Raw genomic sequence first — 14,499 nt, 5'->3', positions numbered from 1 at the left:
GCGCGGGCCGAGCGGGCCCGCGCCCCTTCGCGCGCCTCAGGACCAGGCGGCCACGAAGTACCCCACCCCGTACGGGGCGTCCTCGTACAGCAGCCGGCCGTCCAGGCCCGCGCCCTCGGCGGCGCCGGCCAGCACCTGCCAGGGGGCGCGGCCGGCGGCCTGGAGCTCGCGGGCGAGACCGGCGTCGAGCGCGGCGAGAGCCGCCGTGTCGGCGGCGGCGAGGGCGTGCCCGGCGGCGGCGTCGAAGGCGGCGGCGCGCTCGTCCAGGTAGCCGGGGGCCTTGAGGGTGCGGCAGGCGCTGCCGTCGCCCATGACGAGGAGGGCGACGCGCTCCGCGCGCGCGGCGAGGCTGCGGCCCGCCTCCAGGCACGCGGCGGGGGCGAGGTCCGCGGCCACGGCGAGGCCTTCGAGCGGGGCGGCGCCCCAGCGGGCGCGTTCGAGCAGCCAGGCGCCGACGGCGAGGGCGGTCGGCAGCGGGCGGGAGCCGCCGTCGCCCGGCCCCAGGCGTACGTCGGCCGCGACGCCGAAGCCGCGGAAGCCGCCGACGGCTCCCTGGGGGTGGTGTCCGGCGGCGTCCGGGGTGTCGGCGGAGCCGACGACGACCAGGAGGTCGGGGCGGGACGCGGCGAGCACCGCGAGGGCGTCGGAGCAGGCGGTGCGGGCGTCGCCGAGTTCGGCGGCGGCCCCTGCGGCGACCTCGGGCACGAGCAGTGGCGGGGCGGGGCAGACGGCAGCGGCAACGAGCATGTCCCGACCCTATCCGCCGCCCCGACGCCCCCCGGGGCCGCCCGTACCCGCGCCCCGAACCGTTCCCAACCCGGCGGAGCCGCCGGACCGGAAGGGGGTCGCGGGTCAGGAGGTGATCAGGAGGTCACGAGGATCAGGAGGTGATGCCGCAGGACGGGGCCGTCGCGGGGGCGGGGGCCGGGGCGCCCACCGTGGGCAGGCCCAGCATGACGCCCTTCGGCTGCGGGGCCGCGTTGCGCTTCTCCCACGCGTCGCCGGCCCGGGTGCGGCGGACCGACTCCGTCGGGCCCTCGGCCAGCAGGTGGTGCGGGGCCGCGTACGTGATGGAGACGGTGACCACGTCGCCCGGCCGGACCTCCTGCTCCGGCTTGGTGAAGTGGACCAGGCGGTTGTCGGGGGCGCGGCCGGAGAGCCGGTGCGTGGCGCCGTCCTTGCGGCCCTCGCCCTCCGCGACCATGACCTCCAGCGTCCGGCCGACCTGCTTCTTGTTCTCCTCCCAGGAGATCTCCTCCTGGAGCGCGACCAGCCGCATGTAGCGGTCCTGGACGACCTCCTTGGGGATCTGGCCCTCCATGTCGGCGGCGGGGGTCCCGGGGCGCTTGGAGTACTGGAAGGTGAAGGCGCTCGCGAAGCGGGCCTCGCGGACGACGTGCATCGTCTGCTGGAAGTCCTCCTCCGTCTCGCCGGGGAAGCCCACGATGATGTCGGTGGAGATCGCGGCGTGCGGGATGGCGGCCCGCACCTTCTCGATGATCCCGAGGAAGCGCTCCTGCCGGTACGAGCGCCGCATCGCCTTCAGGATCGGGTCGGAGCCCGACTGCAGCGGCATGTGCAGCTGCGGCATCACGTTCGGCGTCTCGGCCATGGCGGCGATCACGTCGTCGGTGAAGTCGCGCGGGTGCGGGGAGGTGAAGCGGACCCGCTCCAGCCCCTCGATCCGGCCGCAGGCCCGCAGCAGCTTGCTGAAGGCCTCGCGGTCGCCCAGGTCGGAGCCGTACGCGTTCACGTTCTGGCCGAGCAGGGTGATCTCGGAAACGCCCTCGGCGACCAGGGCCTCGACCTCGGCGAGGATGTCGCCGGGGCGGCGGTCCTCCTCCTTGCCGCGCAGCGCCGGGACGATGCAGAAGGTGCAGGTGTTGTTGCAGCCGACGGAGATCGAGACCCAGGCCGCGTACGCGGACTCGCGCCGGGTCGGCAGCGTGGAGGGGAAGGCCTCCAGCGACTCGGCGATCTCGATCTGCGCCTCCTGCTGCACGCGGGCGCGCTCGAGCAGGACGGGCAGCTTGCCGATGTTGTGCGTACCGAAGACGACGTCGACCCAGGGGGCCTTCTTGACGATCGTGTCGCGGTCCTTCTGCGCGAGGCAGCCGCCGACGGCGATCTGCATGCCGGGGCGCTTGGTCTTCATCGGGGCGAGCCGGCCGAGGTTGCCGTACAGCTTGTTGTCCGCGTTCTCGCGGACGGCGCACGTGTTGAACACCACGACGTCGGCGTCGCCGTCGGAGCCCTCGGGGGCCCGGGTGTAGCCGGCGTCTTCCAGCAGCCCGGAGAGTCGCTCGGAGTCGTGCACGTTCATCTGGCACCCGTAGGTGCGCACCTCGTATGTTCCCTTGACGTCCACTGCCGTGCTCCGGTCGCTGCTGCTGGTCATGGAACAAGGGTAGGCGGTTGGCGGACACCCTCCGGTCCCCCCTGCCGCCGGGCGGCCCGTGACAGGTCGGCCGGTCGGTGGCAGGATCGCGCCCATGGCTCACGTTCCGCCCCGTTTCGGCAGGCGCACCGCCCTGTGGGGGCTGGTGGCCGTGCTCGCCGTGCTCGGGCTCCTGGTGTGGTGGCTGCGGCCCTTCGGGGAGCCGGAGCTCAAGGGCGGGCTGACGTTCAGCACGGGTGTGCGCACCGGTGTCTACCACCGCTACGGCCAGCTGCTGGAGCAGGCGCTCGCCCGGGACATGCCGGGGGTGCGGGTCCGGCTGGAGACGAGCCAGGGCTCGCAGGAGAACCTCCAGCGGGTGGCCTCGGGGCAGGCCGACTTCACGATCGCGACGGCGGACGCGGTGTCCAAGTACCGGGCCGACGGCAAGCCGGGCGCGGAGCAGCTGCGCGGCTGCGCGCGGCTGTACGACGACTACGTGCAGCTGGTCGTGCCGGCGGGCTCTCCGGTGCAGTCGGCGCGCGACCTGAAGGGCAAGCGGGTCGCGATCGGCCAGCCCGGCTCGGGCGTGCGCCTGATCTCGGAGCGGCTGCTGACGGCGGCCAAGCTGGATCCGGCGCGGGACATCACGCCGGTGTCCATCGGCATCGACACCATGCCCGCGGAGCTGGAGGCGGGGCGGATCGACGCGTTCTTCTGGTCCGGCGGCCTGCCCACGAACGCGGTGCGGGAGCTGTCGGAGCGGTTCGACATCCGGCTCGTGCAGCTCGGCGACCTGGTGGAGGCGCTGCAGGGCAGCGGCAGCCCGGCGCGGTACTACCGGACGGCGGTGATGCCGCAGGACGCGTACACGCGGGCGCGCAACACCTCGCCGGTGGCGACGCTGGCGGTGCCGAACCTGCTGGTGACGACCGAGGACACGGATCCGGAGCTGACGGAGCAGTTCACGCGGACGGTGATCAACAGCCGCGACGGGATCGGGCACGAGGTGCACGCGGCGCAGCTGGTGGACCTGCGGACGGCGATCTACACGGACCCGCTGGACCTGCACGAGGGCGCTCGGCGGTACTACCGCTCGGTCAAGCCCTGAGCGGGCCCGGCGGGGTCGGGGTTCCCGCGGCCGTCACCCGGCCGGCAGCAGCATGATCGCCGCCGCGGCCGCGCCGATCAGCCCCGCGTGGGTGCCCAGGACGGCCGGGACCACCTCCAGGCCGCGGGTGAAGGACAGCGCGGCGTAGTCGGCGAGGTGGCGGCGGATCGGTGCGAGGAGGGTGTCGCCGGAGGTGGCGACGCCGCCGCCGATGACCGCGATGTCGGTCTCGACGAGGGTCGCGGTGGCCGCGATGGCGGCGGCCAGCGCGCGCCCGGCCCGGTCGAAGGCGGCCCGGGCGACGGGCTCCCCGGCCTCGGCGGCCGCGGCGACGCCCGCCGCGGTGGCATCCCCGTCGGGAGTCCAGCCCTGGGCCAGGGCCCACCGGGCGATGGCCGTGCCCGAGGCGAGGGACTCCACGCAGCCGTGGCCGCCGCACACGCACCGCTCACCGTCGAAGGCGACGCTGATGTGCCCGATGTGGCCCGCGTTGCCGGTGGGGCCGGGGTGGAGCTGGTTGTTGAGTACGAGCCCGCCGCCCACGCCGGTGGAGACCACCATGCACAGGGCGTTGGCCCGGCCGCGGGCCGCGCCCAGCCAGTGTTCGGCTGCGGTCATGGCCACGCCGTCGCCGACGAGCACGGTGGGGACGGGGGCGCCGTGGCGGGCGAGTTCGGCCGCGATCCGCTCGCGGACCGGGTAGTCGCGCCACGCGCCGATGTTGACCGGGCTGACGGTGCCGCGGGAGGCATCGACCGGGCCCGCGCTGCCGATGCCGCAGCGGGCCGCCGAGGCCCACAGCGGCGATCCGGCCAGTTCCGCGACGACCGCGGCGACGGCGGCGAAGACCCCCTCGGCGTCCGTACCGCGCGGGGTGGGGCGGCGGGTGGCGTCCGTCATGGTGCCGTCGGGGTGGACCAGCGCGCCGGCGATCTTCGTGCCCCCGATGTCGATCGCCACCGTGGGGCCGGACGCCGCGGCGGCTCCGACGGCGCGGGAGGTGGGGAAGGCGGGGCGGGGAGTGGTCACGGCGGCGCTCCAGGACGGGGTGGACTTCAGTATGCGGCCGGGCTTGGGCCCGTACTCTGCCGGGTCTCGGGCCGTACCCTTCCGGGGCTCGGGCCGTATCCTTCCGGGTCTCCCGCCGCGCCGCTCGCCGTCGGCCAAAGGCGGCCCGTGGCGGCATCGGCATGGTTGACGCCTGTGCGCGCGGCCCGGCACGTTGGGGCGTCCGGCGCATTCCCCGAACTCACGGGACCTCCCATGTACGACGGCACCGTCGTTGCCCCGCCCGCCCAGGCCGCCCCGCCCGGCCCGCCCGCCCGCCGGGTGCGTTTCGGCGCCAACTACACGCCCTCGCGCGGCTGGTTCCACCACTGGCTCGACTTCGACCTCGACGAGGTGGGAGCCGACCTCGACTCGATCGCCGCCCTCGGCCTGGACCACGTCCGGGTGTTCCCGCTGTGGCCCCTGTTCCAGCCGAACCGGAGCCTGATCCGCCCGCGCGCCGTCGAGCAGTTGGTCGCGCTCGCGGACGCGGCGGCCGAACGCGGCCTCGACGTCGCCGTCGACGGGCTCCAGGGCCACCTGTCGAGCTTCGACTTCCTGCCCGCGTGGACCGGGACCTGGCACCGGCGCAGCCTCTTCACCGACCCGGACGTGGTGGCCGGGCAGGAGGAGTACCTGCGCACCCTGGCCGCCGCCCTCGCCGACCGGCCCAACTTCCTGGGCCTCACCGTCGGCAACGAGGTCAACCAGTTCTCCGACGCCCCGCACCCCGACCCCGACCGCATCACCCGCGAGCAGGCCGGACGCTGGCTGCAGCGGATGCTGGCCGCCTGCGAGCAGGGGGCACCGGGCCGGTTCCACCTGCACGCCGCGTACGACGCCGCCTGGTACCGGGACGGGCACCCCTTCACGGCGGCCCAGGCGGCCCGGCTGGGCGCGGCCACCGCCGTGCACGCGTGGGTGTTCAACGGCACCGCCCAGCGGTACGGGCGTACCGGCACGGCGACCGAGCAGCACGCCGCGTACCTGATCGAGCTGTCCAAGGCCTTCGCGGCGGACCCGCACCGGCCGGTGTGGCTCCAGGAGGTGGGGGCGCCCGCGCCGCTGATCCCTCCCGAGCACGCGGCCGCGTTCACCGGCGCCACCCTCGCCGCGGTGCTGGACTGCGCGGACCTGTGGGGCGTGACCTGGTGGTGCTCGCACGACGTGTCGCGGGAGCTCGCCGACTTCCCGGAGCTGGAGTACGGGCTCGGCCTGCTCACCAACGACCGCCGGACCAAGCCGGCCGGCGCCGCCGTCGCCCGGATCGCGGCGCAGTGGCGGGGCCGGGAGCACCGCCCGCCGGTCCGGGCCACCGCGCTGGCCGTGGACGTCGGCGGGGCGGAGGACGCGCCGCGGCGGTCGGTGTGCGCGCCGGGCGGCGCCTTCTTCGAGGCGTGGGCGGCGCTGGCGGCCGCCGGGGCCCGCCCGGCGGTGGTGCTGGCGGAACGGGCGGAGGACCCCGCCCACCTGTCCTCCCGGGGCATCACGGAGGTCGTCAGGGTCCACGACGTGGCGTGACACCGGAGCCCGGCGATTCCCCTGCCGACGGCCCCTGCCGGCCCCTGCTGCCCGGCTCCCCCAGCTGCCTGGTCCCCAGCCTCCTGCTCCGTCTTCCACGCCGTTGCACGCCGTTCCACGCCCCCACGCGGGCGCGCACCCCCGCGCGCCCCCCACCCGATCGCCTCACGGAGGAGCCCGCATGTCCGAGACCGGCAACGGCGCCGGGGCTCGTACCGCAGCCCCCGCACCCGCACCCGCACCCGCACCCACACCCACAGCCGTACCCGCCCCGGCACCCACCCGCGCCCCCTTGGCCGCACCCCCGGACGCCCCCGCGCGCCCGACCCGGCGCGGCCTGATCGCCACCGGGGCCGGCGCCGGCGCCGGGGCCCTGCTGGGCGCTTCCGCCCGGCCGGTGCAGGCCTCCCCGCGACCCGCCGCCGCACCCGGGCCCGCCGCCACGGCCCCGGCCTCCGCGCCCCCGGCCGGCCCGGCCCCGTACGCCTCCTACTGGTTCCCCGACTCGCTCCCCCACGGAACCCCCGGCCCCGGCATCGTGTGGCGGTCCCTGCTGCAGTGGAGCCCCGAGGCGGATCCGGACCTGGCCCACAACACCGCGACCGTTCCGCTCGCCCAGCGGTTCACGCCGGTCCCCCCGCACCCGCAGGTCCGCGCCGGACAGGCCCGGATCGCCTCGCTCGTCTCCTTCGGGCCGACCGCGCAGAACCCCGCGCAGGGCTCCGCGACCGCCGACACGTACGCCCTCACGCACTGGGCCTACCTCGACGAGCTGGTCTTCTGGGGCGGCTCCGCCGGCGAGGGGATCGTCCTCGCGCCGAACGCGCCGGTCGTGGATGCCGCCCACCGCAACGGCGTCCGCGTCCTCGGCACTGTCTTCCTGCCGCCCGTCGCGTACGGCGGCGACCTGCAGTGGACCCGCGACCTGGTGCAGCGCGACGCCCTCGGCCGGTTCCCGGTGGCCGAGAAGCTCGCCGAGGTGGCGGCCGCGTACGGCTTCGACGGCTGGTTCGTGAACGCCGAGACCGACGGCGGGGACAGCGCGCTCGCGACCCGGATGCGGGAGTTCCTGCGGGCCCTGCGCGCGGCCGGCGCGCCCCGGGGCCTGCGGATCACCTGGTACGACGCGATGAACAGCACCGGCCGCGTCGGCTGGCAGGGCGCCCTGAACCAGCTCAACCAGGAGTTCTTCGAGGACCGGGCGGGCCCGGTGGCCGACACGGTGTTCCTCGACTTCCGCTGGAGCGCCCCGAGCCTGCTCTCCTCCGGTGCGCTGGCCGACCGGCTGGGGCGCAGCCGGCACGAGCTGTGGGCCGCCGTCGACACGGAGTCGCGCGGCTGGGACTCCCCGGTGGACTGGGAGGCGATCGTCCCGCGCGGGCGCGACCACGTCGTCAGCTACGGCTTCTACCGCCCCGAGTGGACCCGCAACCACCTCGCCGACCGCTCCCCCGGCGCCTTCCACCGCGCCGACGACCGGTTCTGGACGGGCGAGTCCCTGGACCCGGCCCGGCCGGCGCCGCCGCCCTCCCCCTTGGCCTCCTCCGCCTCCCTGGATTTCCCGGACTTCCCGGACTCCCCGGACTCCCCGGACTCCCCGGCGCCCTCGCCGTCCTCGCCGTCCCCCGCGGGCCCGGGCGGCTGGCGCGCGCCCGCGGGCGTCGTCGCCGACCGGTCCACCGTGTGCGCCCTCCCCTTCGCCTGCGCCTTCAACACCGGCCACGGCGAGCGCTGGTACGAGGACGGCCGCGTCGCCTCCGACGCCCCCTGGAGCCACCTCGGCCTGCAGGACCGCCTCCCCGGCCGCCGCTGGGTCGTGGAGACCGCCGGGGAGCGCCCCGAGGTCACCTTCGACTTCGACCGGGCCTGGCGCGGCGGCTCCAGCCTGCTCGTGGCGGGCCGGCTCACCGCACCGGCCGCGGTCGGCCTGCACTGCACCCGCCTGGTCCTGCCCCGCCGCGCCGTCCTGGAGCTGGTGCACGGCGCGGAGCCGGGCTCTGCGCCGGTGCGCGTCGAGGTCGGGGTGGCCGTGCGCGAGCCGGCCGCCGCCGGGGAGCCGGTCCCGTACACCTGGTTCGCGGCGGACACCGCCGGTCCCGGCGGCGGCTGGCGCAGGGCGCGGGTCGGCCTGGCGCCGCTGGCGGGCCGGACCGTCCACGGGCTCGCCGTACGGATCACGGCGCGGGGGGCGGCGGCGGTGTCCTGGCGGGTCGGTGCCGTGTCGGTGCGCGACACCGCCGCCGGCCGGCGCCCGTCGGCTCCGGATGCCCTGACGGTGGACGCGGCGACCCAGGCGGACGGCGCGGCCGCGGTCCGGCTGTCCTGGCGGGCGGCGGCCGGCCCGGTCCGCCACCACGAGCTGCACCGGCTGCTCCCGGACGGCAGCCGCCGCTTCCTCGGCGGCACCTGCGGCACCGCCCTGTACCTGCCCCGCGTCGTGCGCGCCGGGCGGGAGCGGGCGGCCGTCTTCGAGGTGCGGGCCGTGGACGAGCTGTACGCGGCCTCCACGCCGGCCCGCACCGCCCTCACCTGGACGACGGCCTGAGCACCGCCCCCCGCGGCCTGCGCGTCATCCGCCGTGCGGGGCGCTGCGCGGCACGCTCACCGTGACCCGCAGCCCGTGCGGCGGGTTCGTCTCGTACGCCAGGGTCCCGCCGCCCGCGGCGAGCAGCGCCCGGGAGATCGACAGGCCGAGGCCGGAGCCCTTGATGTTCTGGTGGCGGCCGCTGCGCCAGAACCGGTCGCCGACGCGGAGCAGCTCCTCTTCGGTCAGGCCAGGGCCGCGGTCGGCGACGACGACGTGGACGGAGGATCCGGCCGCGGCGACGGAGACCTCGACCTCCTCGCCGGCCGGGGTGAACTTGAGGGCGTTGTCGATCACGGCGTCGAGGGCGCTGGACAGCGCGACGGGGTCGGCCCATCCGGTGACGGCGCAGCGGCCCGCTTCGGTGAGCCGTACGCCCTTCTCCTCGGCGTAGGGGCGCCAGGCGGCGACCCGCTCGGCGGTCAGCGCGCCGATGTCGGTGAGGGTGAGCTCGGCGGAGGCGTGCTCGGCCAGCGCCAGGTCCAGCAGGTCGTCGAGGACCTGGGCCAGCCGCTTGCCCTCGGTGCGCACGGAGGCGATCTCCTCGTTGCCCTCGGGCAGTTCCAGGGCGAGCAGCTCGATCCGCAGGAGCAGCGCGGCGAGCGGGTTGCGCAGCTGGTGGGAGGCGTCGGCGACGAACGCCCGCTGCTGCTCCAGGACCTCTTCGACGTTGTCGGCCATCTCGTTGAACGAGCGGGCGAGCCGCCTGAGTTCCGGCGGGCCGCTCGCGGCGGCGACGCGCGAGTTCATCCGGCCGGTGGCGATGCCGTGGGCGGCGGCGTCCAGGGTCCGGACGGGCTTGAGGACCCAGCGGGTGAGCTGGAGGGCGGCACCGAAGGCCAGCAGCATGGCGGCGGCCAGCCCGGCGACGATGAGCAGCCACCCGTTCAGGATCCGGGCGCGCATCTGGTCGGTGGGCGACTCGGTGACCACGACCGCGACGACGTCGCCGTCGAGGACGACCGGGGAGGCGACGAGGAGCTTGCCCTTCGTCTGCCAGGGCCAGACCTGTGCCGGGTCGTGGCTGCGGCGCCCGGCGAGGGCCTCCTCGAAGGCCCGGCGGCCCTCGCCCTCCTCGGGCAGCTGCCACCAGCCGGGGGCCCGGACCATGGCGTTGTCGTCGCGGTAGAAGATGCCCGCGCGGATGCCGTACAGCTCCTGGTAGCGGGCGAGTTCGAGCTGGAGGGTCTCGCGGCGGTCGGCCGCGCCGCTGCTGCCCGAGCCCTCGGCGTCGATGACGAACTGGGCGAGGGCGGCGAAGCGGGCGCTGTCGTCGATCCGGTCGACGACCACCCGCTGCTGCTGCCCGGCGGCCAGGCTGACGGCGAGGGGGAAGCCGAGGGCGAGGAGCACGCCCGCCATCAGGACGACGAGCAGCGGGAGCAGCCGGGCGCGCACGGCCGGGGCCCGCTAGGGGGCGGCGGGGGTGACGAGCCGGTAGCCCACCCCGCGGACGGTCTCGATGAGCGCGGGCATGCGCAGCTTGGAGCGCAGCGAGGCCACGTGCACCTCCAGGGTCCGCCCGGTCCCCTCCCAGCTCGTGCGCCACACCTCGCTGATGATCTGCTCGCGGCGGAAGACGACCCCGGGGCGCTGCGCGAGCAGGGCCAGCAGGTCGAACTCCTTGCGGGTGAGCGGTACGTCGGTGCCGTCGACGCTGACCCGGCGGGTGGGCAGCTCGATGCTGACCGCGCCGAGCCGGACCACGGCCGGGGCGCCGGACGCGGCGGCGGCCGCCGCCTCCTCGGAGGCGCCGGTGCGCCGGGCGACGGCGTGGATGCGGGCGAGCAGCTCGCCGGTGTCGTACGGCTTGACCACGTAGTCGTCGGCGCCCATGTTCAGGCCGTGGATGCGCGAGCGGACGTCGGAGCGGGCCGTGACCATGATGACGGGGGTGGAGGTGCGCTTGCGGATCTTGCCGCACACCTCGTAGCCGTCCTGGTCGGGCAGGCCGAGGTCGAGCAGGACCACGCCGAAGGGCGGGGCGCCGGCGGGCAGCAGGGCCTGCAGCGCCTCCTCGCCGTTGCGGGCGTGCGTCACCTGGAAGCCGTGCCGGGCGAGGATCGCGGACAGGGCGGCGGCGACGTGGTCATCGTCCTCGACGAGCAGCAGTCTCATTGCGTCCCCCTCTCCTGCCTTTCCTTCCTCGGTCGCGGCCCCCGGTCAAAGGGCCACAGAGCATCCACGCCGATGCGGCGTCCCACGTCAAGGGGGTTCCGGCCCGGGGCGCCTTCCGTTATGTACCCGGTACGGGGCGGGTGACCCCGACCGCCGCGGCGCGCACAGAGCGTATCGGTGCGAGGCCGTTTCGTTATGCTCAATTCTCCCTCAGATGTGATGACGGTGTGAGCGCCTCGTCACTACTGTCCTGCCAACCGAGGAGGACGGAGCAAGAGGCCGATGAGCGGAGATTCAGTGACCGAGGACGTGCAGGACGCGGCGCCCGCCGCTGACGACCTGGTCGTACTGAGCAACGTCAACAAGCACTTCGGCGCGCTGCACGTGCTTCAGGACATCAATCTGAGCATTGCCCGCGGTGAGGTCGTCGTGGTGATCGGCCCCTCGGGGTCCGGCAAGTCCACGCTGTGCCGGACGATCAACCGCCTGGAGACGATCGACTCGGGCACGATCACGATCGACGGCAAGGAACTGCCCTCGGAGGGGCGGGAACTGGCCCGGCTGCGCGCCGACGTCGGCATGGTCTTCCAGTCCTTCAACCTCTTCGCGCACAAGACGGTCCTGCAGAACGTGATGCTGGGCCAGATGAAGGTCCGCAAGACGGACCAGGCCGCGGCCGCGAAGAAGGCGCAGGCCCTGCTGGACCGGGTGGGAGTCGGAACACAGGCCGACAAGTACCCGGCCCAGCTCTCCGGCGGCCAGCAGCAGCGCGTGGCGATCGCCCGCGCGCTGGCGATGGACCCGAAGGTGATGCTCTTCGACGAGCCGACCTCGGCCCTCGACCCGGAGATGATCAACGAGGTGCTGGAGACCATGCAGCAGCTCGCCGCCGAGGGCATGACGATGGTCGTCGTCACGCACGAGATGGGCTTCGCCCGGTCCGCGGCCAACCGCGTCGTCTTCATGGCGGACGGGAAGATCGTCGAAGAGGCCGAGCCCGAGCAGTTCTTCAGCAACCCGCGCAGTGACCGCGCCAAGGACTTCCTTTCGAAGATCCTGCACCACTGACGGCTTCGTCTGGTAGTGATCCCGTGGCGGCTCAGAGCACGTGTGTCGTCGCTCGTCGTCCAACAACGTCTCATCCGAGGGAAGTTCACCCATGAAGGTTTTCAAGGCCGGCGCGGCCGCTGCCGTGGCCGTCGTCCTCTCGCTGACCGCGACCGCGTGCGGCGGGGGTGGCGGCGACAAGGCCGCCGAGGGCGGCAAGGACAAGATCGTCATCGGCATCAAGTACGACCAGCCGGGTCTGGGTCTGAAGACCCCGGACGGCAAGTTCACCGGTTTCGACGTCGACGTGGCGACCTACGTGGCCAAGGAGCTGGGCTACAAGCCCGAGCAGATCGAGTTCAAGCAGGCCGTCAGCGCCGAGCGCGAGAACCTGATCGCGAACGGCGACGTGAAGCTCGTCGTCGCGACCTACACGATCAACGACAAGCGCAAGGCGCGCGTCGACTTCGCCGGCCCGTACTTCCTGGCCCACCAGGACCTGCTGGTCCGCGCCGACGACAACTCGATCACCAAGCCCGAGGACCTCAACAAGAAGAAGCTCTGCTCGGTCACCGGCTCGACCTCGGCGCAGAACGTCAAGACCAAGCTGGCTCCGGAGGCCGACCTGCGCGAGTACCCGGGGTACTCGGAGTGCCTGACCGGCCTGGAGAACGGTTCCGTCGATGCCCTGACCACGGACAACTCGATCCTGGCCGGCTTCGCCGCGCAGGAGAAGAACAAGGGCAAGTTCAAGCTGGTCGGCCTGAAGATGAGCGACGAGCCCTACGGCATCGGCCTGAAGAAGGGTGACAAGGACCTCCAGACCAAGGTCAACGCCGCGCTCAAGAAGATGGTCGAGGACGGCTCCTGGCAGAAGGCGGTGGACGCGAACCTCGGCCCCGCCGGCTACAAGGCCGAGCCGGCCCCGCAGATCACCGAAGGCAGCTGATTCATCGGTGAGGTGCGCCGCCGCCCGCCTGCCGTGGGCGGCGGCGCACCTCACCGGCCATCCTGGGGAGAGCGCAGGGCAACGTGTTCGACTTTCTTACTTCCGGGCAGTACGACGTGCTCGGAGCCTTCTGGGTGACGGTGCAGCTCACCCTCTACTCGGCGGTCGGATCCCTGATCTGGGGTCTGATGCTGGCCGGCATGCGGGTCAGCCCGGTACCGCTGATGCGGACCTTCGGTACGGCGTACGTCAACATCGTGCGCAACACGCCGCTGACCCTGCTGGTCCTCGGCTGCTCGCTGGGCCTGGATCAGACCTTGGGCATCACGCTCGCAGGCGGTAACTCCAAGGAGATCGGCTTCCGCCTCGCGATCCTGGGCCTGATCGCCTACACCGGCACGTTCGTCTGCGAGGCGCTGCGCTCGGGCATCAACACGGTCCCCGTGGGGCAGGCGGAGGCCGCCCGCGCGCTGGGCCTGAGCTTCTTCCAGGTGCTCACCCTGATCGTGCTCCCTCAGGCCTTCCGGGCGGTCATCGCGCCGCTCACCAACGTACTGATCGCCCTCACCAAGAACACCACGGTGGCGGCGACCATCGGCGTGGCCGAGGCGGCCCTGCTGATGAAGGAAATGCTGGAGAACGAAGCGGACGCGCTCTTCGCGGTCTTCGCGGTCTTCGCCCTCGGCTTCGTCGTGCTGACCCTGCCCACCGGCCTGCTGCTGGGCAGGGTGGCCAAGCGAGTGGCGGTGAAGCGATGAGCTCCGTTCTGTACGACACCCCCGGCCCCAAGGCCAAGGTCCGCAACTGGATCTACACCGGCGTCTTCGTGGTGGTCCTCGGGCTGGCCCTGTGGTGGATCCTCGACCGCATGGCCGAGAAGAACCAGCTCGCGGCCGACAAGTGGAGCCCGTTCGTCACGGATAGCCAGATCTGGACGACGTTCCTGCTGCCCGGCCTCGGTGAAACCCTCAAGGCCGGCGTGATCGCGATGGTGATCGCACTGCCGCTCGGCGCGCTCCTCGGCATCGCACGGCTCTCCGACCACGCGTGGGTGCGCATACCGGTGGGTGCGGTGGTGGAGTTCTTCCGCGCCATCCCGGTCCTGATGCTGATGATCTTCAGCTCCGCGCTGTACGTCATGCTCGGCACGGTCAGCTCCGACCTGCGGCCCCTGTACGCAGTGGTCACCGGCCTGGTCCTGTACAACGCCTCGGTCATCGCCGAGATCGTCGTGGCCGGTATCCAGTCGTTGCCGCGCGGCCAGACCGACGCCGCCAAGGCGATCGGCATGCGCAAGGGCCAGATCATGACGTACGTCTTGGTCCCGCAGGCCGTCACGGCGATGCTGCCGGCGCTGGTCAGCCAGCTCGTGGTGATCCTCAAGGACACCGCACTCGGCGGCGCCGTCCTCGGCTTCGGCGACCTGATGTCGATGAACCGGCAGATCTCCGCCAACTACAGCAACACCATCGCGACCATGGTCGTGATCGCCCTGCTGTACATCGCGGTCAACTTCACGCTGACCGCCCTGGCCTCCTGGGTCGAGCGGCGGCTGCGGACCTCGAAGAAGGGCACCGGCGCCATCGTCGAGGGCGATGTGGCCGAGGTCGACGCCGGCGGCGCGGCCGGCGTGGGCAAGGCGCCCTGACACCCGGTCAGTAAACTGGCGTGGCACATGTGGTGGGGGGGGCGGGAGGACCCCCCCCCCCCCCCCCCCCCCCCCCCGGGGGGGCTATTAGATCGCA

Annotated in this window: 12 protein-coding genes; 7 read left to right on the top strand and 5 right to left on the bottom strand. The window is 73.7% G+C overall.

What is annotated here, in order from left to right:
* Positions 1–36: 36 nt before the first annotated feature.
* Together AB0953_RS23315 and miaB are read right to left on the bottom strand one after the other, a co-directional pair.
* Complete coding sequence (locus AB0953_RS23315; protein ID WP_366861473.1) at positions 37–747, bottom strand: hypothetical protein; 711 nt, start codon at positions 745–747, stop codon at positions 37–39.
* A 133-nt stretch (positions 748–880) separates the two neighbouring features.
* Entirely contained in the window at positions 881–2,398 is a 1,518-nt protein-coding gene (gene miaB, locus AB0953_RS23310; RefSeq protein WP_366861472.1) for a tRNA (N6-isopentenyl adenosine(37)-C2)-methylthiotransferase MiaB, read from the bottom strand.
* Between the two features lie 94 nt (positions 2,399–2,492).
* Here miaB and AB0953_RS23305 point away from each other — a divergent pair, with 94 nt between their 5' ends.
* Positions 2,493–3,488, top strand: a complete 996-nt coding sequence (locus tag AB0953_RS23305; RefSeq protein ID WP_366861471.1) for a TAXI family TRAP transporter solute-binding subunit — start codon at positions 2,493–2,495, stop codon at positions 3,486–3,488.
* A 33-nt stretch (positions 3,489–3,521) separates the two neighbouring features.
* On the opposite strand, the gene AB0953_RS23300 is transcribed toward AB0953_RS23305, so the two are convergent.
* Entirely contained in the window at positions 3,522–4,448 is a 927-nt protein-coding gene (locus tag AB0953_RS23300; RefSeq protein ID WP_366861581.1) for an ROK family protein, read from the bottom strand.
* 303 nt (positions 4,449–4,751) lie between these two features.
* Here AB0953_RS23300 and AB0953_RS23295 point away from each other — a divergent pair, with 303 nt between their 5' ends.
* Together AB0953_RS23295 and AB0953_RS23290 are read left to right on the top strand one after the other, a co-directional pair.
* Complete coding sequence (locus tag AB0953_RS23295; protein WP_366861470.1) at positions 4,752–6,056, top strand: glycosyl hydrolase; 1,305 nt, start codon at positions 4,752–4,754, stop codon at positions 6,054–6,056.
* Between the two features lie 181 nt (positions 6,057–6,237).
* Positions 6,238–8,601 carry an endo-beta-N-acetylglucosaminidase gene (locus AB0953_RS23290; RefSeq protein WP_366861469.1) on the top strand — a complete coding sequence of 788 codons (2,364 nt, stop codon included), beginning with the start codon at positions 6,238–6,240 and terminating at the stop codon, positions 8,599–8,601.
* Positions 8,602–8,625: 24 nt separating this feature from the next.
* Here the strand turns inward: AB0953_RS23290 and AB0953_RS23285 are convergent, their stop codons facing one another.
* Both AB0953_RS23285 and AB0953_RS23280 read right to left on the bottom strand, forming a co-directional pair.
* Positions 8,626–10,038: a HAMP domain-containing sensor histidine kinase gene (locus AB0953_RS23285; RefSeq protein ID WP_366861468.1), complete on the bottom strand. Its 1,413-nt coding sequence runs from the start codon at positions 10,036–10,038 to the stop codon at positions 8,626–8,628.
* A gap of 12 nt (positions 10,039–10,050) precedes the next feature.
* Positions 10,051–10,758 carry a response regulator transcription factor gene (locus tag AB0953_RS23280; RefSeq protein WP_366861467.1) on the bottom strand — a complete coding sequence of 236 codons (708 nt, stop codon included), beginning with the start codon at positions 10,756–10,758 and terminating at the stop codon, positions 10,051–10,053.
* 282 nt (positions 10,759–11,040) lie between these two features.
* Between AB0953_RS23280 and AB0953_RS23275 the strand changes: the two genes are divergently transcribed.
* From AB0953_RS23275 to AB0953_RS23260, 4 genes are all read left to right on the top strand, one after another.
* Complete coding sequence (locus AB0953_RS23275) at positions 11,041–11,826, top strand: amino acid ABC transporter ATP-binding protein (RefSeq protein ID WP_366861466.1); 786 nt, start codon at positions 11,041–11,043, stop codon at positions 11,824–11,826.
* 91 nt (positions 11,827–11,917) lie between these two features.
* Positions 11,918–12,754: a glutamate ABC transporter substrate-binding protein gene (locus AB0953_RS23270; RefSeq protein ID WP_366861465.1), complete on the top strand. Its 837-nt coding sequence runs from the start codon at positions 11,918–11,920 to the stop codon at positions 12,752–12,754.
* 83 nt (positions 12,755–12,837) lie between these two features.
* The gene (locus AB0953_RS23265; protein ID WP_366861464.1) at positions 12,838–13,512 is read left to right on the top strand and encodes an amino acid ABC transporter permease; all 675 of its coding nucleotides are present in this window, start codon (positions 12,838–12,840) and stop codon (positions 13,510–13,512) included.
* On the top strand, positions 13,509–14,402 hold the full coding sequence (locus AB0953_RS23260) for an amino acid ABC transporter permease (RefSeq protein WP_366861463.1): 894 nt from the start codon (positions 13,509–13,511) through the stop codon (positions 14,400–14,402). The genes AB0953_RS23265 and AB0953_RS23260 overlap by 4 nt, the downstream gene beginning before the upstream one ends.
* Positions 14,403–14,499 lie beyond the last annotated feature (97 nt).

Source organism: Streptomyces sp. NPDC046866 (assembly GCF_040704625.1).
Lineage (GTDB): Bacteria > Actinomycetota > Actinomycetes > Streptomycetales > Streptomycetaceae > Streptomyces.
This window is presented reverse-complemented; position numbering and strand designations above follow the sequence as displayed.